The sequence below is a fragment of the Pontibacillus marinus BH030004 = DSM 16465 genome, from assembly GCF_000425225.1.
GTDB classification, from domain to species: Bacteria; Bacillota; Bacilli; order Bacillales; family BH030062; genus Pontibacillus; species Pontibacillus marinus.
The window spans coordinates 160,350-185,009 of record NZ_AULJ01000012.1; the positions used below are offsets into that span (position 1 = coordinate 160,350).

The following is a 24,660-nucleotide window of genomic DNA, read 5'->3' on the forward strand; positions in this document are numbered from 1 at the left end:
ATTAATATAGCATCCATATATCCGTCTCATGCTGAAAGGACAATTTTTGATAGATTCCTTCTAAGTGTTGCAAAGCTTCTTCATAAAATAAATAAGGCGTCTTTTCTTGTTGGTGTAAATGCTGAACCAACGCCTTCAGACAGTGCATGCCATACCCTTTGCCTTGATAATCGTACTCTGTGTAGACTGCTCCAATTAAGGCATATTGATCGGTTTCTGAATGAGCCAGCGCAGCTGACACGATCTTGTCTCCATCTCTCCGAACAAAGATAGAGCCTTTCTCAATAATATGTTCGATCCGTTCTGGAATCTCAATCATGATGTCTTTCTCTTCATAAAAAGATATGAGCTCGGGAATATCTTCTTTTGAGGCTCGTTCCACACGTTTCGCTATATCTCCATTGTTATATCGTTTAATGGGGAGAAATCCATATCGATATACATGTATGTCACGACCCGTAATTTGTCCAAGTCGTTGTATATAATCATGTCGGCCGAAAATGTACATAGATGATGTTTCTGTAAGGATATCTTTAAAGTAATCATAAATATATAGAGGGTTTTGAATCGCGAATCCTGTATTAAATGGACTAAAGTACAAAGCTCCTTCTAGTTTGTTGTTCGTAAACTTGCCATAGAAGCCGAAACGTTCGTCTTCATTCGATAAATACGGAAGGTATTCATAGAATTGAAGATTGTTTACTTCATCTGCTTGGATGATCTCGAGCAATTGGGATAAGTCTTTTTCTTCTAATTTTCTTAGCAATCTATTCGCCTCCTACTCTTTATCATTATACAGAAACCTTCTCGAAGTCCAAGTCAGACGGGTTCATGTCGTTTAGACTTATAAGACTTAGGTTATATACAAATGGAAACGTTTACTAAAACATAGAGAAAGGGGTTCAATTGTTGAAGAAAAAGATAACAGCTTTTGTCGTCATGCTTTTAGTAAGTAGTGTGGTTTATGTCCCGGATACCTCCATATATGCAGCAGAGGAGTATGAAGACCTCTCACAGGATATGGCGGGATATGAAGAGATCAAGTTTTTAAATGAGAAAGAGATTATTAAAGGGTACCCTGATGGTGAGTTTAAACCGTATGAACCTGTGTCTCGAGTGGAAGCAGCAATTATGCTTACGCGAGCACTTGATCTTTCAACAGAAAATCGCCCAGACCCTGGATTGGATGATGTATCAAAAGATTATCCACGTTATAAATACATCGCAACTGTCATAGATGAGGGGATTTACCAAGGAACTCAGTCCAATGAATTTGAACCAGGTAAACCTATTCAACGAATCGAAATGGCTGCTGTTTTAACAAGAGCATTTAACCTGAAAAATGGCCCGGTTTCTATAGATTTCCGTGATGTTGAAGATGACCGCAATTATATAACTCAGATTGCCTCAAATCGAATCTCAGTAGGTTTTCCAGATCAAACATTTCGTCCATTTGCTGAAACAACAAGAAGTCAATTTTCTATTTTTCTAGCACGTACGATGGATGAAACCTATCGTAACCCTACGTTAAAACCTTCATTCATAGACTCCGCTCAAAAAGGAATGATTGAGAGTTGTTTTGCCAAACTTGATCAAACGATGACGTATGATGACATGAAGATAACATATGGAGAACCAGAGCAAGAATCAACTTGGGGCGGGGAATTAAAAGTCGATTATGGAAAGTGTTCTTACTTATTTAACCCAGAGGAACCAAACCAAATGAAAGGTTTATTCTATTATCCAATGGATGAGCGATTAACACCTGATAGGGTAATGGATCAGTTAAACGACCAGCCTGATAGTAAGAAAGAAACAAATGATGGCACGTATAGACAAATCTATGAGCTAAATGATTATACGGTTTACTTTGTCTATCCGAGTGTGGATGAAGCTCTTGACTATATTTATGTGAAACCGAATACGTTCTACGATCCAACTTGGCTTTTAAAAGAAAAATATTTTAATGATATGGAAATGATTAATGGAAACCCAACAATTACAAATCCGTCTAATCCGTTGGTCCTTGTGAATAAACAGCATTATTTACCTTCTGATTATGTTCCGGAGTTGGTTCGCCCAGGTGTCCAATTTGTATTTGGTGATAAAAGCTTGAATAAAGCCTTAATGCGTCCAGAAGCAGCTCGTCATTTGGAGGAGATGTTTACAGCGGCTGAGGAAGCAGGAATAAATATTCTTGCAACATCAGGTTATCGTTCTTATGATCGTCAGCAGTACCTTTTCCAGCAAGAAGTAGAAGAATCGGGTCGTGAGGAAGCGAAAACAATCGTAGCGATTCCGGGCACAAGTGAGCACCAAACGGGATTAACGATGGATATTACGTCTCCAAGTGTAGATTATGGGTTGGTACACCGCTTTGGAGATACTAGAGCAGGTGAATGGCTTGCGGATCATGCGTATAAATATGGCTTTATCCTGCGTTATCCAGAAGGAAAAGAAAAGATTACAGGCTATCAATACGAACCATGGCACTTCCGATATGTAGGTGAACGTTATGCGAAGATTATTCATGAAAATAATATTACGCTAGAAACATATTTTGAAAGCGTAACGAAATATTAATGACAAATCCCATGCAGACTATACTCTGCACGGGATTATTTAATAAAAGGGAATCTCAAAATAAAAGGAATGTACTGAACCGTCTGATTCTAGCCATATACGCCCATCATGCTGCTCTACGATTTCTTTGGAAATGGCTAAACCTAAGCCTGATCCACCTGTAGTTCGGCTTCGGGATGGATCCGTTCGGTAAAACCTTGAAAAAATTTTCTCTTGCTCAGATTCTGAGATCTTCTGCCCTTCGCTTGTAATGGATACTCGATAATACTGATCTCTAACTTCGCCTTTTATCAAGATAGTATTTTCACCTTGATAGTACTGAATCGCATTATCTAAAAGATTGCTCAATACTTGTTGGATTCCAGAAACATGTAGGGGAAGTGTGGCTTCCTGCAGATCAGTCTTCACCTCAATATTTGACTCTTCAAGAGACCATTCAAATGCAGTAATTCCATTCTGGATCAACTCTGTTACAGAAGCCTGTTCTTTATGCATAATAGGCTGATGAGTGAGAAGATCCCATTCCTTCAGTTGTTCTAACTGTTCAACCATTTGGGTTAACCGCTGTGATTCATGTAACAGAGATTGATATAAATCGGTGTTTCCTTTAATCACTCCACTTTTTAATCCGGTTAAATAACCATTTAGGTTTGAAAGGGGTGTTCTAAACTCATGTGCCATATCAGATAATACCTTGTGACGATGTTTCTCATTTTGTTCTAATTGTTCTGTAAGACTATTAAAATGGGATACTAGCTGGCCCATTTCATCTTTTGACGTTCTTTTTTGAACCTTTAGGTACTTTCCAACTCTTAACTGTTGGGTAGAGTGGATCATTTGTCTAACAGGATCAATTAATTGTTTGGTAGCGAAATAATGAACAATACTTCCAATAACTACTGTAATGAAACTAAACATCCAAAGGTATTGAAATAAAGTACGTTTGAAATTTTGCTGAGCTGTTGATTGAACTGTATTAATTCCATCAACTAAAAAACAAGCTGTTTGATAGATCGCCATCCCTGTTATGAATGTGAATAAAGTAATGAAAGCTACATTTACAATCGTTAACCTCACTAAAAAGCTATGCGGAAGGGAATTGCGAATGGATTTAAGCATCGACAAATTTATACCCCATTCCTCTTACGGTTTGAATTCTTTGAGGGGAGGAAGGGTCTTCTTCAATTTTTTCCCGAAGCTTTTTGATATGAGCGTCGATTGTTCTATCGAAAATGGTTTGTTCAGCCATCGGATAAAGTTGTTGAAGTAATGCATCTCGCGATAAAACTGTATTTGGGTTCTCCATAAAATGATAGAGTAGGTTGAATTCAAATTTCGTTAATGAAATCTGTTGATCATTTAACCACACTTCACCTTTACGAGGTTTAATACAAAGGCCTTTGTATGTGATCTTTTGGCAAAACTGTCCTGTACGACGTAGAACAGCCTCAACATGGGCTACCATTTCGTCTGGACTAAATGGTTTAGTCATGTAATCATCTGCCCCCATTTTTAACCCAGCTATTTTATCATCAGTTCGAGCTTTGGCTGTAAGCATAATTATAGATACTTCATTACGCCCTTGATCTTTAATCCATTGACAAACTTCTTCTCCGCTTAATTTGGGAAGCATTAAATCAAGCATAACTAAACAAGGTTGTTCCTGTGTGAAAACTTGTTTTGCTTCTTCGCCATCTTTTGCTTCAACAACATCATAATCAGCGTTTCTAAGATACAGCGTTATGAGCTGACGGATCATTGGGTCATCTTCTACAACAAGTATTTTTTGTTTCATCATTCATCACCAGTTTCTATTGTATACCATGAGTCGTATTACTTCATATTATTGAATTGGTCTACCATCATTTCATAGTTCATGGCACCGAGTGCGATATGCTGTATCTTCCCATTTGAATCAATCATATAAGATGTCGGAATGGGTTGGATTTGGTACTTATTGGCTACTGCAAGTTTTTCATCCATCAGGATAGGAAAGGATAGTCCGAACTCCTTCTTAAACTTTTTGACAGCATCTTGAGATTCTTCTGTATTGGTAAGGTTTACAGCCAATATCTTTACATCTTCATTATTATAGAACTTCTCCATATCTGGCATTTCAGCTCTACAAGGCGGGCACCATGTTGCCCAAAAGTTAAGCATAATTTTTTCTCCGCGGTAATCTGATAATTGTACTGTCTCACCACTTAAGGTTTTCAGTTCAAAGTTAGGTGCAAGGTTTCCTTTTTCTAAGCCTACTTTTGCTTCTTCATTAGAGTCATTTGATTGACCCTCTTCTGAGTTTTCATTAGACATATCTTGGTTTTGAGTAGTCTCTTGATCTTTATAGGCAAAGTCATAAACAGCCCACCCAAACATTCCGGCTATTAAGACGATAAGTATGATTTTTTTCATCGTACTCCCTCCATTTCGTTTATCCTAGGTTTGATAGCCAAGTATCTTGAACAAGCTGTAATAGCATTGTTGATAGGCGTGTCAGTTGGCCCGTATATAATAGAACTCCCATCAGGATCATAATTATGCCACCAGCCTTCATAATCGGCTGACTGTATTTTAAAAGCCATCTAGTTGAGCCGAGGAAAAAGGCTAATACAATAAATGGTACCGCAAAACCGATGACATACATGATGGTGTAAATAGCTCCTTGAGTAGGGTTACTAGCAGCGATCACTAAAATGGATGCGAATATAGGTCCAATGCAAGGTGTCCAACCTGCTGCAAATCCGATTCCGACAAAGGTTGTTCCTATGTAACCAAGTGGCTTATTTTTAATTTGGAAACGTTTTTCTTTCATTAAGCCTTTCCATTGCAGCCAACCGGCTATGAATAATCCCATTACGACAATGAATATCCCTGCAATTCGTTGGAGGAAGACTCCTGATTGTCCTGTTAACATTCCTTGAATCCATTGTCCTAGAAGGGAAACGCCAATCCCTAAACTGATAAAGACCATTGATACACCGATTAAAAAGAATACAGAATGAAGCAAGAGCTTCGTTCTTACTCTGGCGTCTGATTGGTCTTGTAGCTCTTTAACACTCATACCAGTAATATAAGAGAGATAGGCTGGGAAAATAGGGAGTGTACAAGGGGATAAAAAAGATAAAACCCCTGCAGCTAGTGCAATCCAAATGGTTACGTCTGCTCCTTCAAACATGCTTTAACCTCCTTGTTTTTAAAAAAATATAAATGATTAATGAATAGAATAGGAGACCTATCCCTAATACATGATCAGTAGTAAAAAAGAAAATGGAATGGTTTAAAAAGAGTAAACTTAAAATAAATGTAGAAGTAGGTAGTAAAATAGAATCTTTAATGAATGTGGTTAATGCGAGTAATCCGCCATAGATCCCGAGATTTATGAGTGTAATGAGATGAGGGGATCCTCCCCCGATAAGCTCAAAGAAATCATACATGAACAGAGCAGAGAAGAAGACATACATCCAAGCGATTCCTGTGTTTCGCAAATGGTGAACTTGCTTATGATACACTAATTTCCATAAGATCCATATTCCAACTCCAAAAAGAGCAAGATAAAACGCGTTTGAGTTACTAGGATAAGCAATCACTGCACGTGGGTCATTTATGAAAACATCGAAGTTAAGTAAAGATTTTCCTATCATGAGAGACAAAATAAACAGAATGCCTAAAGAACTTATTTCGTTTAAAACGACCTTTTGCTGTTTTTTCGATAAAGGGCTGAGCCAAAGCAAAACAATAACACCAACCAACAGGCTCAACACTGTTAACACAATATCACTACGTATGATTAAAGGACCTATTGTCCAAGCAGATGGCATGGGATCACCCTTACTTCGTTTAAAATGGTTCATGTTAAATGTACATAACTTGTGTGAAAGTTTTATGAAAGACTCAAATAAAAATATTCTCAGAAGAGGTGAAGTAAAAGAACAAATAAAAAACAAGGAGTAGTTAGACTATTCCTTGTTAATTCGTGGATACTTCACCTTTATTCAAGACTCGTACTATTCCAATGATCATTCGGCATAATAAAAACTTGATCAAAAGTGTAAGAAAAGAATGATACCAAGTCCATCCTTTTCTCCATGTAATTAATTTCGTATTTCTTGCTGCTATGCTTTCAATCATTACTTGAGGAATTACGAATGGAAACAATTTAAGAACAATTCCTAGTGGCTTACTATTCAGTGTCCATTGGTTGTAATACAGTAAAAGTAATGGGTAATACAAATAATCAAAAGGTAAATGAATCTTATACCTTCTGCGGAAAGGTCGTATTTTATAATGTAAATACCCTTCTGATATAAAGTATCGATCAGCAAATGAATTTCCAATTATACTTACAAGATATACGATAATCCAATCTTTAAAGGAACGTTTGAAAAGGGCAAAGGGTAATAAAAAGAGTGAGACCATTGTGCTTATTGTTAAAAATGTTGTTTGTGATTGTCTTTTCATTCATGAACACCTCCTGTTATAGTATGGTGTTTTTATACATTTTTATGTGAAGAGGGAACAGAAGTAAGAGAGAGGTGTAATATTGCAAAAAAATAATGGGAAGCCAGGAGAAGAGAGAGAACGAATAAGACAAGAGGAAGTGAAGAGGAATCCTGGTGGCAATTTGAATGACGCTTTTAACAGGGGTGAGCATACGAATCTCGTTGACTTAGTTGGCGGTTTAGGGTGGAGGAAAACGGGCTTGCTCATCGTTGTTTTTAGCATAGTTTTTATTATTTTATTTTTCATCCTATAACAAGGTAGAATGTAAAAACGCTTAGAGTTAACTCTAAGCGTTTTTGATCATCATTACTCTTTGACATCCTCTATTTTAACAAGCTTTCCATTAAGCCAACTCTCTAAGAATTTACGAGCATCTGGGCTAATCTTTTCTTCAAATGCTTTCAGAAGGTCTTCTGGTTTAGCATTTTCAAATTTATTCTCTTTATAATAGGTAGATAAAGCCTCATTGACTTTCTCTGTACCTACTTCTTCCTCAAGGTAGTTGAACATTTGAGAGCCTATTGAGTAAATGATTTTATAATAATCATTAGGAAACTTAAACTCTGAGATAGATGAGCTGATATACTGGTTCTGCTTACTGAAGTATTCTAATCCTAATGCTTCTCGTTTATTTTGACCATTATATTTCTCGTTTAACTCTGGATAATACTTCTCTAAAAACTGAAATTCTGAATAGCTAGACAGGCTCTCATCCATCCAAGCATGATGTACAGGATTGGACCCTACAAGGCTGTACCACCATTGATGGGCTGTTTCATGAACGACAGTTGTAAGGCCATAATCATTTTTAAAGAATCTTTTGCTTACAAAGACTAAGCCCGGGTATTCCATGCCGCCAAACCAGCCTCCTGTTTCAACGATGTCATATTCATCATAAGGATATTCCCCAAATTTTTCATTAAAGTATTTAAAAGATTCTACGCCTATTTCGTGATACTTCCTTATATCCTCTTCACTATAGGAGGATGCAGAGTACCATGTTCGGACTGTAGTATCTCCAACCTTTGATTCCATAAAGTCTACTTCTTCATTTACGATGACATAAACAAAATCACGAACTTTATTTGCTTTCATTTCATATGTTATGGATTTATCTTTTTGGTTTACCTTAGAGTCAATTTGTTTTCCGGAACTAGCCACTTTATGATCGTCTGGTGTAGTGATCGTAACTTTATAATTGGATGTCTCACTATAAAAGGGTTCTCCATATTCATAGTAAGGGTCTTTGTGCCAACCAGTCTCCTCACTGTACACTGACCGAATGGGCAAGCTGTTTCCCATCCAATAGGTTTTTCCGTTGTAAGACATGCGTGAGTTATTAAATGGAATGTTAATAGTGAAATTCATCTTTATTTTAGCTAGCTCATCTTTCTTCCATTCTACAGGTACTTCCATAAGTGTTTGATCAATCTTATAATCCACCTCTGCTTCGTTAACCTCTACCGAATGAATATCAATGTTACCTGGTTCAGAAAATTTTCCTAACATTTGCTTCCAATAGTCGCTATCTTCATTATATGATTCCTTAAATGCATTGGCATAAAGGTGAAAAAAGACTGAATTTTGATTTTTTCCTGTATCATTAAGTGCTTGAATAGTCATTTTGCCATCGATTTTTAGTTCCTCTGGTTTGACATCAAGTTTGATATCATAGCTAGTATTCACTCCGGACTTTTGCATAGTGTGGATAGCTTTTGACGGCTGTTGTTGAGTAAACAAACTAAAGCTAAGGAATAAAAATGCTAAGGTTGTAACTGCAATTATGTATATTTTTTTCAACTTACTCCCCCTCATAATTTAAAGAAATTTTTATGTTTTTTATTAGACAAATAAGGGGGGGAAATGGTTCAAAAAAACGTCCAGAATGTCTCTGGACGTTTTTGCCTTTATGAAGCGGATTCTAACCCACTTTTAAAAGCAGCAAGGTGATTTTTAGATGCATCTTTTAAGTTGTTAAAGACACGTTTAGCATCATCTGGTACATCTGCTTCAGCCAATTTTTCATACATATCAATATTGTCGATTTCACCTTCCACGCCAGCTTCAAACGCTTGTTTCAAAGTTGTTGGTGTAGGTGTATATTGTTTAGCGAAATTTTCAGGAATATCAATGTCGTACTTTTGAAACAAACGAACGAGTGCATCAATGTGACGTTGTTCAGCTACTTTTATATTGGTAAATGGAAAGGTGGGGCCGAACTTTTCGATCACAGCTTCATAACGTGCTTGGGCTAAATATTCATCTTGAATCGCATAGGTTAGAGCTTTTTCTAATGTTATATCATCATCTTGAAGAGATCCTTTTGCCCCATAGTCTTCTGGAACTTCTGTTTGAGCTGAGATGACAGAAGACATGATGTACAAGAGAAGCATGATACCAATAAAAATCCAACGTACTTTACGTGAAAGAAGCCATTGCATGTTGTCATCACTCCTAAATTTAGTTACTTACTATAGGTTTTGTGATTCAAGAAAAAACATGTATTTAAAATAAATTATTTTCTTTCATGAAGTTTAATCTACCTGAAATGATGGAACACTATCTAGGACAATCAATACAAGGGAGTTGAGCATCATGGATACAAATGACATCAAGAATAAGGTTGAAGAAGTTTTAGATCGGCACAAGGTAGGTACACTTGCAACTGTTCAGAATGGTATTCCTCACTCTCGCTACATGACGTTCCACCATGAAAACCTAGTCTTATATACAGCCACTGATAAAGAGACCCATAAAGCAGAAGACCTACGCAAAAATCCAAACGTTCATATATTAATCGGTTATGATGGCAAAGGGTTTGAAGACCCTTATGTTGAAGTCGAAGGGACAGCGAGTATAAGCGATTCAAAAGATTTAAAGCATACTTTATGGAATGATTATATGAAGCATTGGTTTAATGGACCAGAAGATCCAAATTATGTGGTGCTTGAAATTCATGCTAAACAGTACCGTTTGATGAATGTTAAAGGGGAAAAAAGCCCACTTATTTTGGCGCCGAAGAATTCATAACAGAACCGAATGTTATACCTGAGGGAGCATGTCCCTCGGGTTTTTATGTTTAAAGGTTAAATTATATAAAGGTTCACGCTCTTATCATTCCTCTGTATAATAAATATACATGTAATTTATTCCAAGAGGGGGCGTGGCATTGTGTTAGAAGAAAAAACATTTTATTATTCAGAAAAACAAGGAAGAGGTTTTCCTGTTCTCTTTTTACCAGCTGCCGGATTTCTTGGAAATGAAGGTCAAAATATAGCTGATGTCATTTTAGATGATTTTCAAACTCATTTGTTAGATCTTCCGGGTATGGGAAGAGGGCAAGGGATAAAGAAACGATGTACGACAAAGGAAATGGCAGAATGGGTGAAGGGTTATCTAGACCAAGAAGGGATCGACCAGGTGCATGTAATAGGGCATTCTCTCGGGGGAGCACTAGGTATGGCGTTTGCTGCTCATTATCCTAAACGAGTTTCAAAGCTTGTTCTTTTAGATCAAGGTCATAAACCTTTTCCGAGAATTCCCAAGAACGAGTTCGGTCCATTTGCTTATGCATTTCCCGTCTTAAGTGGTGCTGTACGGTTGTTTGGGCGCCCTATACTTCAAAAGCTAGAACCATTGTTTGCAGGATCCCCTACTAATTATGAAGATCGAGACATTGATCAAGAAGTCCATGATTTTTGTGAGCAGTTCAATTTGGAGAATACTGCTTACATTAGAAAAGCAAAAGAGATACCAGCTGAATTTTCAGTAGATGGCTTAAACTTAATGTTTGGATATTATCAAACGAATCTTCCCAAACTATTAAAGCGTATAGAAAGTAAAACATTTTTAGCCTATGCCACCTTTAAAGAAGTTGATGAGAAAGAACAGAGATACACTCAAAAATACATAAAAAGCTGGAGTAATGGTGGGGAACTTTCACTTCGGTCTGTGAATGGTGGGCATTATGTTCATTGGGCGGATGAAGGGCTCTTAACAGATATCCATGACTTTTTAAAGGGAACATGAGAGGAGGGACACCATGTACGCCGTTGTAGGTTACTTTGGACCTCAAACCGAAGAGCAAATTCAAGCAATTTGGAAAGACTTAAGCGAGCAAGGCATTTCAGATTATGCCTATAGAGTAGGAGGCAATAGACCTCATATAACATTTGCAGGTTATGATGAAGTAGATGAGTCCTCCTTTATAACAGACCTTGAGTCTTATTATAATGATAAAGAAGCTGTGGATGTAGAGATGAATGTACTCGGAACATTTATAGGGTCTAGTACGTTATTTATCACTCCAATCATGACCAAAGAACTGCTTAATTTTCACTGTGATCACCACGAAGCCTTCCATTCCTATCAAGATAACCCCGAATCTCTTTACCAACCAGGGAAGTGGATACCTCATTGTACCATTGCGAATTATTTAGATGGAGACGCTTTACAACAAGCGTTTGATTATTGCTCAAAACAATTAACTCCATTAAAAGCAACCATACAAGAAATTTCGTTGATTAAAGTGGTCAGGGAAGAGGGTGAGGTAAAAGAAGCAGTGAATTTGTTCTCTGTTACTTTGAAATAGAATAAGTTTAAAAAGAGCTTGGAAAATCTCCAAGCTCTTTTTCATGGAATCTCTAAATAGAAAGACGAAAAGCTTTTACAATAATGCCATCATTTGCTGGCTGAAAGTCGTGTTGAGGTAATCGCTCAAATCCATATCGTTCATATAAAGAGATGGCATCACTCATAAATTCACCCGTGTGTAAACCAATCAAGTTATACCCTTGTGCTTTTGCTCTTTTAATACATTCATCAATCAGGGCTTTAGCAACCCCTTTTCCTCTTGCGTCAGGGGAAACAGCAAGAACGCGAATTTCAGGGTAATCTAATGTATCTACATACCCTTCATAAGCGTCCATCTTTGCAGGAAACAGTGCTATACTACCAACGATAAAATCATCAATTTCCGATACTATTAATTCAACACCAGGCTGTTGGTCAGCTTCGGAAGAAATAGCTTTCTTTAATGCTTTCCAATGCTCTTCTGGTATTAATTGGACATGGTCTCGGTATGCTTCAACTCTTTGCTCCCTTATTGTTGTGATTTCTGCTTCTCTTGCATCACGTATAATCATCGTTTTTAGACTCCTATTTCTCATTTTGATTGTTTGTCATTTGTTAATTATTCTTTCTATGAATCCTTTTTTCAAGTGAGAGGGCATTATTTTTTCCGCATTCTATGATTATTAGGAAATCATAGTCAATAAAAATACATGATCAATGTTGCCTATGCGTCAGCTCTGTCCTTCATGATTATAAATTGTAAAATGAATAAAATTTTGAAATAATTGGAATGTGTGTGATAACCAATTTTAATTAAGTCGGGGGAAAAATGAATGAGGGAAGCATGGAATAAAGTAATCTATAAAATTTGGGCCCCTGTTTATGATAGATTTTTTAATGCGGGTATATTTCGAAAGGCACGGATGGAATTATTTCAAGAAAACAAGATTCAAAATAGGGATCAGGTTCTTTTAGTTGGGGTAGGAACAGGAGCAGATTTAGAATATATTCATCATACGACCCAATCCATTACAGCAATTGACTTTTCTCCTGAGATGCTCCAAAAAGCAAAGGAGAAGTACCCCAATTCATCCATACAATTTCTCGAGATGGATGCTCAAAATATGAGTTTTGATGATCACTCTTTTGACGTTGTTATTGGGAGTCTTATTCTTTCAGTAGTTCCTGATCCAGGTCAATGCTTTCAAGAAATGGAACGAGTGTTAAAACCGGAAGGGCAAATTATTATTTTTGATAAGTTCATCTCACATAAACGTAATCATTTCACCCTACAACAATTGTTTCGTCCGGTTATAAAAGTATTGGGAACTGATGTTGGTCTGAGTTTTGAAGAGCTATATCAAAAACATCGTCATGACATCGCTATAGAGGAAGACAAGCCAATGATGCTAGCCGGTATGTATCGGAAAATCATTTTAAGAAAATAAACAAGGAGTGTTTACACTTGGACAAAATCAAATACGTAACTGTACCTGAGGGAGCTAGAATTATTGTCATTTCAGATATTCACGGAGAACTTGATTTGCTCCAAGGACTTTTAGAGAAGGTGCAATTTAAAGAAGAGGATTTTCTTATTATTAATGGTGATTTAGCGGAAAAAGGTCATAATAGCACAGGCGTTGTCAGATATGTGATGGATCTTGAGAAGCGGTACCCACATGTATATGTTACCGAAGGAAACTGCGAGGCCATTATAGATGAGCTTATGCGAGAGAATCCAAAACTATTAAATTATTTGCGTAATCGTCCTAACACATTATATAACGAGTGGCTAACAGAAATAGATTATGCGGTAAATGAGACAACAACCGTTGAATACATAAAAGACCTTCTGACAACTCATTATGCTGACGAGATTGAATGGCTTTCCCAATTACCTACTGCAATAGAAACAGAGAATTACATATTTGTTCACGCTGGTTTAGAGCATATAGAGGATTGGAAGGAAACAGACAGGGAGAAGGCTCTTACCCTTCCAGCATTTATGGAACATTCACATCTTGCTAATAAATACGTCATTGTTGGGCATTGGCCGGTAATCAATTATTCAAGAGATGTACCGACACATAACCCAATAGTGGAAAAAGAGAAGAAAATAATCGCTACAGATGGGGGAAATGTGATTAAATCATCTGGTCAGCTAAATGCGTTTCTCATAAAAACAACTCAAAGTGAAGATTCGTTTTCCTATCAATCCTTGGACCGCCTAGATAAGGTGAAAGTGGAGCAAGATTACGAAGGAGATCCCACTATGGTTCGAGCATTGCATTACCCTCATTATGATGTTGAACCCATTAGAAGAGAGGAGCATTTCACACTATGCAGTCAGCCCGATTCAGGACAAATGTTATATGTGAAGAACGAATACATATCAGAGGATGAAGAGGGGAACTTCTGTAGTACATCAGATATTTCCTGTGCTCATTTGAATGTTAGAGAAGGTGAGGAAGTGTCTGTTTTAGATAATAGCTGTTCAGGCTTTACTTTAATTAAAAAAGATGGGGATATTGGTTGGATAAAGAAAGGGATTGTTGAATAGAATTAGTTTATGAATGGATGGGCTTTAGACATATAAAGTCTCATTTAAAAGGGGGGAAACCTATTCATTTACTTACCGCTACTAATTTAGTAGAATATGTATAACGAACGATTTTGAAATCGCTTTCTTTTTTCGTCCTCAGTAGAATACTAGGTCTTACATACTGAAAGTGGTGTTGAATGTTTCAGGTTGGCAGTTCTAGGTAACAGTTTTGGGGTTATATAATGTGGGCTTTAAAAAAGCTAGCAAATCTTTTATATAAAAGGAGACTGTAAATATGCGAATTAACTTAAAACATTACATTAATGGTGAATGGGTAGATTCAACAGGTTCAGAAAAAGAAGACGTGATTAACCCAGCTACTGAAGAGGTTATGGGGACAATTAGTATGGGGACAAAAGAAGATCTGGATAGAGCTGTAGCAGCTGCTCGTGCGGCTTACCCAACTTTCTCACAGACTTCAAAAGAAGAACGTATTGAAATGCTTGAGAACATAGCTGAGGAATACGCTAAACGAAAAGATGAACTCATTGATGTTATGACAGATGAACTTGGTTCTCCGCTTAAAATCTCTGAAAAGGTTCATTACAACATGGGTTATGCTCACTTTACACAAGCTTCCAAATCTCTCAAGGATTTCAAATTCGAAGAGGATCGTGGTGGCCATACTGTTATGAAGGATTCTGTAGGGGTTAGTGGATTGATTACACCTTGGAACTTCCCTACAAACCAAACGTCAACAAAGATTGCTAGTGCTCTAGCAGCAGGTAGCCCAGTCGTATTAAAGCCTTCTGAGTTAACGCCTTTTGCAGCTATTATTCTAGCAGAAATCATTGATGCAGCAGGTGTACCGAAAGGCGTATTCAACCTTGTTAATGGTTCAGGTGAAGTCATTGGTGATGGCATTAGTTCTCACCCTGATATTGATCTTGTATCCTTCACAGGTTCTGTTGGTGTAGGTACTAAAATTATGCAAAATGCTTCTCATACAATCAAAAGTGTATCACTTGAATTAGGTGGTAAATCACCTCTTGTTGTATTAGATGATGCAGATGTAGAAGTAGCAGCTAAGACGGCAGTGAATAACATTGCAATGAACTCAGGGCAAGTGTGTTCTGCAGCAACAAGAATCTTAGTTCCATCATCTATGAAAGAAGCATTTGAAGAAGCGGTTAAAAATGTACTAAATAAATTCCCTGTTGGTAACCCAAGAGAGAAAAGCTTTGTAGGACCACTTGTTGCTCAGAAGCAATGGGACCGCGTTCAATCTTATATTGAAAAAGGGATTGAAGAAGGAGCAACACTTCTAGCTGGTGGTACTGGTAAACCTGAAGGATTAGAGACAGGATACTATGCGAAGCCAACTGTCTTTACGGATGTAAAAAATGATATGACTATTGCTCAAGAGGAAATTTTTGGACCAGTAATGTCAATCATTACGTATGACACAGTAGACGAAGCGATTGAAATCAGTAATGACGTGGTATATGGTCTGGCTGGATATGTAGTCGGCCAAGACCCAGATACACTTAAGAAAGTAGCTTCTAGCATTCGCGCTGGTAGAATCGTAGTCAATAACGCAGCACCAGACTTTGCAGCACCATTCGGTGGCTATAAACAATCTGGTATCGGACGTGAGTGGGGCGACCACGGAATTGATGAATTCCTAGAAACAAAAGCTATTCTAGGGTTCCCTTCATAAGTGAATTTATTTGAAAAGGCATGAGTGTTGTCACTCATGCCTTTTTACATGTGGAGTGTGAATAACATGAGGGGTTACATATGCGCTTTTATGAAAAAAGATTGAGATTGTTCCCTACTTTTGGAATAATTGGATTTAATATATTTTAAGAGGGGGAGGAACCATGCAATATTTTGTGAGAAATAAAGAGATTATAGGAAATCTACATTTACCAAGTCAGGAAAATAACAAACGAATTGGATTAGTATGGCTCCCAGGTTTGCCTAACCATCCCATCGTAGAGGATATGGGAACTCCACTAGTTAATTTAGGATTTACAGTTTTAAACGCACGCTATCCTGGCAGTTGGCAAAGCTATGGCAGTTTTGGCCCTGAAAGTTCTTTAGAAGGTGCGTTACTTGGGATAGAACTTTTATCTAAGGGTGAAACACAGGACTTAGCCTCCCAAAAAGATATCTCTTGGGATATCGATCATATTGTTCTGGTTGGAAATAGCTATGGAGGCGCCATTGCGATGAGTGCATTAGGTATTTCAGACTTAGTCGATGCTGCTGTAGCATTCTGTCCATTACTTGACCCATCAGAACAAAATCAGGATGAAGAATTACCTGAATCAGACTTATCTAGCATATATCCTTTTTTAAAAAGATGTCATGAAAATGTATTTCGTCATTTAGATGAGGAAGAATGGGAGAACTTTATAGAAGGAAATCATAAGTGTAATCCTCAAAAATACATACATGAAATTAAAGATAAACCTATCTTTCTACTGCATGGTCATGAGGATAAAAGCATTCGATCTTACCATACAGAAAAATTCTATCAAACTCTAAAAGAAGCTGGAGCCGAAAAAACCAAGGCAGTATTTAAAGAGGGAATCGGTCATGGAAGAGAATTACGAACCTCCACCAGAGATTTATGGGTCGATTGGATTTTAGAGCATGTGAAACAAGAAAATAAGCTATAATTTTTAATATATACAGGAGAGATGATTATGAGTAAGGTGGGAGTATTTACAGTAGATATCACACCTCCTTTAGGTATTGATTTCATTGGATACCATAGACCTGAAGGGGTTACGTCAATAGATGAGCATTTATATGCAACAGCCTTTGTTTTTGAGCATGAAGAAGAGAAATCAGTATTCATTAGCGTAGATAATGCTGGCATGTTAATTGAGGACACAAATGAGATTCGAAATAAGATTGCTCAAGCTTTGTATTTGAATAAGGAGCAGATTACGATCTGCTATACCCATACTCATTCCGGACCAGCTACAGCTAGTGATCAATCTTTAGTAAAAGCTTATAAAACTACATTACTCTCTAATACTCTACATGCTGCAAAGAAAGCAAACGAGCGATTAAAGGATGCGACAGTTGGTTGGGAAGTAACACATGTAGATATAGGTGATAATCGCAGAGAAATGGGCTCGGACGGAAAAGTGAAAATGGGAACGAACTTGGATGGAATTGTAGATCGTAGGCTTGGCGTTCTGGCTATAAGAGACGAATCAACAAGTGAGATGAAAGGTGTAATGGTCTTTTGTACGGCCCATCCAAATGTTTTAAAAAAAGATAGCAATCGTCTATCTGCTGATTACCCAGGTCTGGCAAGAGAGATTTTAAGTCAAGCATTAGGTTGTCCCGTTATCATTATTCAAGGTGCTGCAGGCAATGTTAACGCAAAATATCGTGGATCGATGGAAGCATTGAAGCATATGGCCTATAAGGTAAGTGGCCATGTTTTAACCATGATTTCATCATTTCAGTTTTCTCCGATATCTAAACTACAAACCCGTTCAACCACAATGTCTATGAATCTTAAAGAAATACCTGATCCAGAGGGGATTAGAGAGATGGCTGAGTTGGCTCAGGAACAGTGGGGAGTTAATACAGCGAAATGGCAAGAAACGATCCTGAAGAAACAGTCTCAAGGTATGACAAAACTGTCTATGGATCTTGAAGTTCAAATAATTCAAATCAATGAAGGCTCATTTGCTGGCATTCCAATGGAGCCATTTTCTGAAGTGGCTATTGAGTTACAAGAACAGCTAGATGATGAATTAATGTTTTTTGGTGGGTACACAAACGGATACTTAGGCTACTTACCTACTAAAGAAGCCTATCCCTATGGAGGATACGAAGTAGAATTAAACCCTGTAGTTTATGGACCCATGACCGGCTTATGGATGCCACCAGTTGAGAGTACAGCAGAAAATGTTGTTATGGAGGTAAAAAAGTTGTATGGGAAGGGTTCATAACTAACTTAGGTTGCTTTTAAACTAGTCTTGGGCAATTACCAAAAATTCATTGTAAGTCTACCCTCATAAAAATCACTGATTGTGTAGTATTCTATGAATAAGCAACATATTATTAAGAAATAGAATATGAAGGGAGTCATCACATGGAAGATGGATGGAGGATGGCAAGTCATGTTCTTTCTCAAATTAATGTGACTTCAAATCCTAACAATGAACCTGTGTCTATAGAGGGTGATCATGAAGATATCAGGTGTGTTGGTATAGGAACAGATGCAGCTGTTTTCCAATCGATTCATGCTCCACTTTATGCCTTTAAGTTATATGCAAATGATAAAGTTTATAAAATTAAAGAAGAAGAGCGAATTTATCGTTCGTTAGGGGAATCCCCTTATTTTCCAACGTGTTTTGGAGCGGAGGAGCGATGGCTTGTTTTAGGTTACGAAGAAGGTGTAACGCTCTATGACTGTATTCTTCAAGGTGTTCATATTCCTGAACAGGTCATAGAAGATGTGGAGGATGCAAGAGAATATGTTCGAGAAAAGGGATTAAATCCTCGGGATATTCATCTTCGTAATATATTATTACAAGAAGGTAGAGCAAAGATCATAGATGTATCAGAATATGCGAAGTCTGGAAATGACTATCGTTGGGAGCATCTCATGCAAGCTTATCAGGATCATTATCATCTAATTGATCGCAAGGCTATTCCGTCTTGGTTAGTAGAGACAGTGCGAAAATGGTATAATCAATGGTCAAAACATTCGTCCTCATTCGAGGATTTTATGAAAACGATTATGAAATTTAAAACGAAAAGAGATTAATATAAAAATGCCCTGGAAACTTGATTGTTCCAGGGCATTTAGCTTTTATTTATACATAAAACGCATCATCACATGTGCAGCTAATCGACTCGTAATATCTCTTACATCCTTAGATGGATCAATTTCTACAATGTCCATCGCTTTTACCATAGGATGTTGTGCCGCCTTTTTTACACTGGATAAAAGTTCACGGCTTGTAAATCCTCCCGGTCCGATAGCAGGGCAACCAGGTGCAAACGCCTGATCGACCGCGTCCATATCGACTGAAAGGTAGATCATATCTACCTGATTTTCGAGGCGAGCGATTTCCTTCTTAATAATCGATACAACGCCCTCTTCCTCTACATCATCCATTGTGTAAACATGAATGCCTTTTTCTTTTGCATAACGATCATATTCTTCTGCATTGGAGTGATCTCGGATTCCAACTTGGACGAGATCTTCACCATTTAAGATTTCTCCATCTAGCAAGCTACGAAAAGGGGTGCCGTTTGTACGGCCACCATCATCTAGATTCCTCACATCATGGTGGGCATCCCATTGAATAACCCCGATACGTCCATATTTTTTCTGGAACGCATGGATGGAAGGGTAGCTCACACCGTGGTCACCACCGAGCATGATATATCGGTCACAGGCTTCTGTTTTTAGCATCTCTTCAACCGAAATGTGAAGGCGGTCGAGTGTGTTCTCAACACTAGTTGGATGGATTGGAACATCGCCAAAGTCAAGGATCCTCATGTCATCAAAGTCCTTTTGTTGAGTAGCAGAATAGGTTGAAAAAGAACTTAAACCAGATCTAATGGTAGATGGAGCGTTTGCTGCCATCGACAGAGAAATTGATGATTTAGAGGATGGGAGGCCGATGATGCCAACATCACCTGTTTCGCTTCCCTTATAAGTTTTGATCGTTTCATCAATTTTGGTTACATAGCGATCTTTAAATTTGGCTGATTTAGTAGGATCGAGATAGGTGAAGCCCATGAGATTCCATCCTTTCCCAAACCGTTTTTCCGTTCTTCATCACAAGGGATGTATGGTTCACCCCGTAGTGATAGGGGATGTACATGTAGTTCGGTGCATCCCAAATGACTAGATCAGCAGAAGAACCAACGTCTAGCGTACCTGCCTGATCTCCACGTCCAATGGCATGAGCTGCATTGACCGTAACGGCATTCCAAATCTCTTCAGGTGTCATTTTAAGTTTTAAGGCTGCTAGTGACATAATCAGTTGCAGGTTTTCTGTAACACAGCTACCTGGATTAAAATCTGTCGCTAGGGCAACACTTGCACCACTATCGATCATTTCACGGCCACGTGCATAACTGTCTTTTCCAAGATAAAATGTTGTACCTGGTAAAAGAACTGCGACTGTATCTGTTTCAGCAAGTCCTTTAATGCCATCATCTGAAGCGGCAACAAGGTGGTCAGCACTTGCTGCTCCCATGGATGTAGCAAGCTCTGTCCCTCCTAGAGGATCGATCTCATCCGCGTGAATTTTGACACCAAATCCATGATCTTTCGAAGCTTCCATAAAACGACGAGATTGTTCAATCGTAAAGACTCCTGTTTCGCAAAAGATATCGGTGAATTCTGCAAGATCTTCTTTTTTAACTGTTTCTAGTAAATCGATCATCTCAGAAAGGAAAGCTTCTTCATTGCCTTTATGGGATTTCGGAATAGCATGTGGTCCTAGGAACGTTGAAACAAGATTGATTGGGTATGCGTTAGCTAGTTTTTTCGCCACACGTAATTGTTTTAGTTCCGTTTCAGCATCTAAGCCATACCCACTCTTTGCTTCTACAGTTGTAACGCCATATGACATGATACGTTCTAAATGAAAGGCTGCCTTTTCATATAGGTCTTCTTCCGATGTAGAACGAGTTGCCTCCACAGTGGAAAGAATCCCACCACCTTGTTTTAAAATGTCTAAGTAAGGCACACCAGCTTGTTTAAGTGCCATTTCTTTTTCACGTGAACCCCCATGAACAAGGTGGGTGTGGGGGTCTACCAAGCCTGGTGAAACAAGACGGCCTTTGGCATCGATTTTTTCTGTTGCTTGGAATGCTTCTCCTTCGTCGTTTGAGCCAACCCAAGCAATCTTCCCATTAGAGATGGCTACTGCGGCATTGTCGATAACACGCAGGTTTTTCATGTCGTCTCCCTTAAGAGGAAGTGATGATTGTTTTGGTAGTACGAGCTGTCCGATATTATGAATGAGCGTTTCATAGGTCATGGTCTCATCTCCTTTTATTGGTTTTTCTTCAACATTGGAATATCAACATTTTTTTCGTGAGCTACATCAATAGCTTTTTCATAACCTGCATCAGCATGTCGAGCGATACCCATACCAGGATCTGAAGTCAATACGCGCTCTAAACGTTCTTTTGCAAGATCTGTACCGTCAGCGACAGCGACCATTCCTGCATGTAAGGAATAACCCATACCAACACCTCCGCCATGGTGGAAGGAGATCCAGGAACCGCCTGCAGCTGTATTTACGAGAGCGTTCAGAACAGCCCAGTCAGCTACAGCATCACTACCATCCTTCATGGATTCCGTTTCGCGGTTTGGAGAGGCAACAGAGCCACAGTCAAGATGGTCACGGCCGATTACAATTGGCGCTTTTAACTCGCCTTTTTTCACTAGTTCATTAATCGCAAGCCCCATTTTGACGCGTTCGCCATAACCTAACCAGCAAATGCGAGAAGGGAGGCCTTGGAAGCTTACTTGATCTTGGGCCATTTCGATCCATCGAATGAGCGCCTCGTTTTCTGGGAAAAGCTCCTTGATCAGCTGGTCTGTACGATAAATATCTTCAGGGTCTCCAGATAACGCAGCCCAACGGAAAGGACCTTTTCCTTCACAAAATAGTGGGCGAATGTAAGCTGGAACAAACCCAGGAAAGTCAAACGCATTTTTAACGCCATGATCTTCAGCTACTTGTCGGATGTTATTCCCGTAATCAAATACAATGGAACCGTTCTTTTGGAATTCGAGCATAGCCTCCACGTGTTTGGCCATTGACTTTGAAGAAAGTTCAACGTATTTCGCTTGATCGTGTTTACGTAGCTCATCTGCTTCATTTAGTGAATAGCCTGATGGGACGTATCCATTTAGTGGGTCGTGGGCAGACGTTTGGTCCGTAACGATATCAATTTTGATGTCGCGTTTTAGCAACTCATGGTGCAAATCCGCAGCATTTCCGCGTAATGCAATTGATAATGGTTTCCCTTGCTCTTTTGCTTGTTGTGCCCATTCAATTGCCTCATCAATAGACTCCGTCATCTTATCGCAGTATTTCGTTTGTATGCGTTTTTGAATGCGATCGGGGTCAACTTCAACGGCAATGACAACGCCTCCGTTCATGGTGACAGCTAATGGTTGAGCACCACCCATGCCACCAAGTCCTGCGGTAAGCGTGATTGTTCCTTTGAGAGACTCCCCAAAATGTTGTTTAGCAACAGAGGCGAACGTTTCGTATGTTCCTTGTAAGATTCCTTGGGTTCCAATATAAATCCAGCTTCCAGCAGTCATTTGGCCATACATCATTAAACCTTTTTGATCTAATTCGTGGAAATGCTCCCAGTTTGCCCATTTCGGTACTAAAACAGAGTTGGATAAAAGAACACGAGGTGCTGCTTCATGGGTTTTGAATACAGCTACAGGTTTACCAGATTGGACAAGCATGGTTTCATTATTTTCTAAACGACGAAGGGTGGAAACGATAGAGTCAAAAGCTTCCCAGTTCCGTGCTGCTTTTCCGATTCCTCCATAAACCACTAAATCCTCTGGTTTCTCTGCAACTTCTGGGTCAAGGTTGTTATACAGCATACGTAGAACCGCTTCCTGTTCCCATCCTTTACACTCAAGTTCTAATCCTTTTTTGGCTTTTACATTACGTTGTTCAACCGTCATAATTGATTCCTCCTTAAGATTTGATGAGAGACGGATTCCATTGGAAGGATTCCGTTTGTAGCCACTTGGTTACACGTTCAATGTCCTCTGAGAATATGCGGTCTTCGGTGATCGAAGGGCAAATACTTCTGACTTGTTGCCACAATTTTTTAGTGAGAGGAGCCATTTTTTCAGTTCCTCGGTATTCAGCCGCCTGTAATGCACAAATGAGTTCGATGGCTAGCACACGGCGACTGTTTTGTATAATGTTTGAAGCATGGCGCGCTGCAATGGTACCCATAGATACATGGTCTTCTTGGTTTGCCGATGATGGAATGGAATCGACACTAGCTGGGTGTGCTAATGTTTTGTTTTCCGATACCAAGGAAGCGGCACTGTATTGCATAATCATCGCACCTGACTGTAGTCCAGGTTGAGGACTTAAAAAAGCAGGGAGATCATTCAACTGGGGATTGACCAGTCGTTCCACTCTGCGCTCTGATATATTGGCAAGTTCAGCAACTGCTGTTTTCATAAAGTCCATCGCAAGGGCGATCGGTTGACCATGAAAATTTCCTCCTGAGATGACGGTTGCGCCATCATCTAAAATAAGCGGATTATCAGTTGCTGCGTTCGCTTCAATTTCGAGTTTTTCTTTGATGTAATCAAGAGATTGCCATGTGGCACCATGTACCTGAGGGATGCATCTTAGCGAGTAGGCATCCTGAACACGTTTTTCGCCTTGATGAGTGGTTAATTGACTTCCTTGGAGTAGATTACGCATGCGTTTGGCTACATCTATTTGTTGAGGATAGCCTCGTGCCTCATGAATGGCAGGGTGGAAGACGTCCGTTATGCCTTCTAATCCTTCCATTGTCATCGCAGCAATCCATTCACTTTGATAGGCGAGCCTTTCAGCTTCAATGAAGTTGATTACCCCCATAGCGGTCATCGCCTGTGTACCATTGATTAGAGCCAAACCTTCTTTTGCTTGAAGGGATATTGGATCGATGCCTTTTTGATTGAACACTTCTTCTGTCTTTTTTACTTCTCCCTTATAGGTAACGTTTCCTTCTCCAATTAGCACAAGAGCTAAGTGAGATAGGGGGGCAAGGTCACCGGAGGCACCTAATGACCCCTGTTGAGGAATGACAGGGTGAATGTGCTCATTTAACAAGGTTAATAGTTTTTCAGCCACAACAGGACGAATGCCGGAATATCCTTTAATTAGTGCATTAAGCCGTAGTAGAATCATCGTTCTTGATACAACTTCGGGAAATGGATCTCCAACTCCGCATGCATGGGATCGAATTAGATGAAGCTGTAAGTCATTCACGTCTTGTTCTGGAATAGATACATCGCTAAATTTACCGAAACCTGTGTTAATGCCATATACGGTTTTTCCACTAGCGACAATTTCTTGTACCGTTTGATGGCTATGTTTTACGTTATCCATAGAAGCAGGGGCAATTTGAACAGGCTCGTTGTGATAACTGACGCGGATGATATCATCTATACGCAATGAATCTCCTGTAATTTCTAGCAATCTGAAAACCTCCTTTATTTTTTGAAGCGAAAGGGCCGGTTTCAACTAATAAAAAAGGCGACAATGGCATACGGGTACCATTGTCGCCTCCTATTTGCTAATGACTTTAGGCAACTTTCTATTAAATATCAAGTAAGTATAGGTGTAGCTCTTAATTGTCTAGCTCCAGCGCCCAGCAACGAATGGACTTGGGCCCACACGACGTGGGTCAGATCG

The 24,660-nt window shown here is 38.9% G+C and carries 25 protein-coding genes; 11 read left to right on the forward strand and 14 right to left on the reverse strand.

Annotated features, from left to right (window positions below):
* Position 1 precedes the first annotated feature (1 nt).
* The gene (locus H514_RS0103035; RefSeq protein ID WP_027445611.1) at positions 2 to 766 is read right to left on the reverse strand and encodes a GNAT family N-acetyltransferase; all 765 of its coding nucleotides are present in this window, start codon (positions 764 to 766) and stop codon (positions 2 to 4) included.
* A 143-nt stretch (positions 767 to 909) separates the two neighbouring features.
* Here H514_RS0103035 and H514_RS23865 point away from each other — a divergent pair, with 143 nt between their 5' ends.
* Positions 910 to 2,583, forward strand: a complete 1,674-nt coding sequence (locus tag H514_RS23865) for a D-alanyl-D-alanine carboxypeptidase family protein (protein ID WP_051255009.1) — start codon at positions 910 to 912, stop codon at positions 2,581 to 2,583.
* A gap of 39 nt (positions 2,584 to 2,622) precedes the next feature.
* Here the strand turns inward: H514_RS23865 and H514_RS0103045 are convergent, their stop codons facing one another.
* The 6 genes from H514_RS0103045 to H514_RS0103070 form a co-directional block, all read right to left on the reverse strand.
* On the reverse strand, positions 2,623 to 3,702 hold the full coding sequence (locus tag H514_RS0103045) for a sensor histidine kinase (RefSeq protein WP_036842824.1): 1,080 nt from the start codon (positions 3,700 to 3,702) through the stop codon (positions 2,623 to 2,625).
* Positions 3,695 to 4,378, reverse strand: coding sequence for a response regulator transcription factor (locus tag H514_RS0103050; protein ID WP_027445613.1), 684 nt, complete (start codon positions 4,376 to 4,378; stop codon positions 3,695 to 3,697). The genes H514_RS0103045 and H514_RS0103050 overlap by 8 nt, the downstream gene beginning before the upstream one ends.
* 38 nt (positions 4,379 to 4,416) lie before the next feature.
* A complete protein-coding gene (locus tag H514_RS0103055; RefSeq protein WP_027445614.1) occupies positions 4,417 to 4,995 on the reverse strand; it encodes a peroxiredoxin family protein in 579 nt (192 codons plus the stop codon).
* A gap of 19 nt (positions 4,996 to 5,014) precedes the next feature.
* On the reverse strand, positions 5,015 to 5,758 hold the full coding sequence (locus tag H514_RS0103060; protein WP_027445615.1) for a cytochrome c biogenesis CcdA family protein: 744 nt from the start codon (positions 5,756 to 5,758) through the stop codon (positions 5,015 to 5,017).
* Positions 5,751 to 6,401 carry a hypothetical protein gene (locus H514_RS0103065; protein ID WP_027445616.1) on the reverse strand — a complete coding sequence of 217 codons (651 nt, stop codon included), beginning with the start codon at positions 6,399 to 6,401 and terminating at the stop codon, positions 5,751 to 5,753. The genes H514_RS0103060 and H514_RS0103065 overlap by 8 nt, the downstream gene beginning before the upstream one ends.
* 148 nt (positions 6,402 to 6,549) lie before the next feature.
* Complete coding sequence (locus H514_RS0103070; protein ID WP_027445617.1) at positions 6,550 to 7,041, reverse strand: CBO0543 family protein; 492 nt, start codon at positions 7,039 to 7,041, stop codon at positions 6,550 to 6,552.
* An 82-nt stretch (positions 7,042 to 7,123) separates the two neighbouring features.
* On the opposite strand from H514_RS0103070, the gene H514_RS25145 reads away from it, so the two are divergent.
* Positions 7,124 to 7,336, forward strand: a complete 213-nt coding sequence (locus tag H514_RS25145; protein ID WP_027445618.1) for a DUF6366 family protein — start codon at positions 7,124 to 7,126, stop codon at positions 7,334 to 7,336.
* A 53-nt stretch (positions 7,337 to 7,389) separates the two neighbouring features.
* On the opposite strand, the gene H514_RS0103080 is transcribed toward H514_RS25145, so the two are convergent.
* Both H514_RS0103080 and H514_RS22415 read right to left on the reverse strand, forming a co-directional pair.
* Complete coding sequence (locus tag H514_RS0103080; RefSeq protein WP_027445619.1) at positions 7,390 to 8,883, reverse strand: M1 family metallopeptidase; 1,494 nt, start codon at positions 8,881 to 8,883, stop codon at positions 7,390 to 7,392.
* Between the two features lie 107 nt (positions 8,884 to 8,990).
* Positions 8,991 to 9,524: a ferritin-like domain-containing protein gene (locus H514_RS22415; protein ID WP_036842829.1), complete on the reverse strand. Its 534-nt coding sequence runs from the start codon at positions 9,522 to 9,524 to the stop codon at positions 8,991 to 8,993.
* A 154-nt stretch (positions 9,525 to 9,678) separates the two neighbouring features.
* Between H514_RS22415 and H514_RS0103090 the strand changes: the two genes are divergently transcribed.
* The 3 genes from H514_RS0103090 (at position 9,679) to H514_RS0103100 (ending at position 11,674) form a co-directional block, all read left to right on the forward strand.
* A complete protein-coding gene (locus H514_RS0103090; protein WP_027445620.1) occupies positions 9,679 to 10,113 on the forward strand; it encodes a pyridoxamine 5'-phosphate oxidase family protein in 435 nt (144 codons plus the stop codon).
* Positions 10,114 to 10,254: 141 nt separating this feature from the next.
* On the forward strand, positions 10,255 to 11,112 hold the full coding sequence (locus tag H514_RS0103095; RefSeq protein ID WP_036842832.1) for an alpha/beta fold hydrolase: 858 nt from the start codon (positions 10,255 to 10,257) through the stop codon (positions 11,110 to 11,112).
* Between the two features lie 13 nt (positions 11,113 to 11,125).
* A complete protein-coding gene (locus H514_RS0103100; protein WP_027445622.1) occupies positions 11,126 to 11,674 on the forward strand; it encodes a 2'-5' RNA ligase family protein in 549 nt (182 codons plus the stop codon).
* Positions 11,675 to 11,726: 52 nt separating this feature from the next.
* On the opposite strand, the gene H514_RS0103105 is transcribed toward H514_RS0103100, so the two are convergent.
* Entirely contained in the window at positions 11,727 to 12,227 is a 501-nt protein-coding gene (locus tag H514_RS0103105) for a GNAT family N-acetyltransferase (protein ID WP_027445623.1), read from the reverse strand.
* Between the two features lie 261 nt (positions 12,228 to 12,488).
* On the opposite strand from H514_RS0103105, the gene H514_RS0103110 reads away from it, so the two are divergent.
* The 6 genes from H514_RS0103110 (at position 12,489) to H514_RS0103135 (ending at position 19,001) form a co-directional block, all read left to right on the forward strand.
* Positions 12,489 to 13,103: a class I SAM-dependent methyltransferase gene (locus H514_RS0103110; protein WP_027445624.1), complete on the forward strand. Its 615-nt coding sequence runs from the start codon at positions 12,489 to 12,491 to the stop codon at positions 13,101 to 13,103.
* A 17-nt stretch (positions 13,104 to 13,120) separates the two neighbouring features.
* Entirely contained in the window at positions 13,121 to 14,215 is a 1,095-nt protein-coding gene (locus tag H514_RS0103115; protein ID WP_027445625.1) for a metallophosphoesterase, read from the forward strand.
* 277 nt (positions 14,216 to 14,492) lie between these two features.
* Positions 14,493 to 15,917, forward strand: coding sequence for an aldehyde dehydrogenase family protein (locus tag H514_RS0103120; protein WP_027445626.1), 1,425 nt, complete (start codon positions 14,493 to 14,495; stop codon positions 15,915 to 15,917).
* Between the two features lie 163 nt (positions 15,918 to 16,080).
* Positions 16,081 to 16,884, forward strand: coding sequence for an alpha/beta hydrolase family protein (locus H514_RS0103125; RefSeq protein ID WP_027445627.1), 804 nt, complete (start codon positions 16,081 to 16,083; stop codon positions 16,882 to 16,884).
* Between the two features lie 27 nt (positions 16,885 to 16,911).
* Complete coding sequence (locus H514_RS0103130) at positions 16,912 to 18,180, forward strand: neutral/alkaline non-lysosomal ceramidase N-terminal domain-containing protein (protein WP_027445628.1); 1,269 nt, start codon at positions 16,912 to 16,914, stop codon at positions 18,178 to 18,180.
* Between the two features lie 143 nt (positions 18,181 to 18,323).
* Positions 18,324 to 19,001 carry a serine/threonine-protein kinase gene (locus H514_RS0103135; RefSeq protein WP_027445629.1) on the forward strand — a complete coding sequence of 226 codons (678 nt, stop codon included), beginning with the start codon at positions 18,324 to 18,326 and terminating at the stop codon, positions 18,999 to 19,001.
* A 45-nt stretch (positions 19,002 to 19,046) separates the two neighbouring features.
* On the opposite strand, the gene hutG is transcribed toward H514_RS0103135, so the two are convergent.
* The 4 genes from hutG to hutH are packed head-to-tail and all read right to left on the reverse strand — an operon-like array spanning position 19,047 to position 24,444.
* Complete coding sequence (hutG, locus tag H514_RS0103140; RefSeq protein ID WP_027445630.1) at positions 19,047 to 19,985, reverse strand: formimidoylglutamase; 939 nt, start codon at positions 19,983 to 19,985, stop codon at positions 19,047 to 19,049.
* The gene (hutI, locus tag H514_RS0103145) at positions 19,957 to 21,237 is read right to left on the reverse strand and encodes an imidazolonepropionase (protein ID WP_027445631.1); all 1,281 of its coding nucleotides are present in this window, start codon (positions 21,235 to 21,237) and stop codon (positions 19,957 to 19,959) included. Before hutI ends, hutG begins: the two co-directional genes overlap by 29 nt.
* Before the next feature lie 14 nt (positions 21,238 to 21,251).
* A complete protein-coding gene (hutU, locus tag H514_RS0103150) occupies positions 21,252 to 22,919 on the reverse strand; it encodes a urocanate hydratase (protein WP_027445632.1) in 1,668 nt (555 codons plus the stop codon).
* Between the two features lie 13 nt (positions 22,920 to 22,932).
* Complete coding sequence (gene hutH / locus H514_RS0103155) at positions 22,933 to 24,444, reverse strand: histidine ammonia-lyase (protein WP_027445633.1); 1,512 nt, start codon at positions 24,442 to 24,444, stop codon at positions 22,933 to 22,935.
* Positions 24,445 to 24,660: the final 216 nt, after the last annotated feature.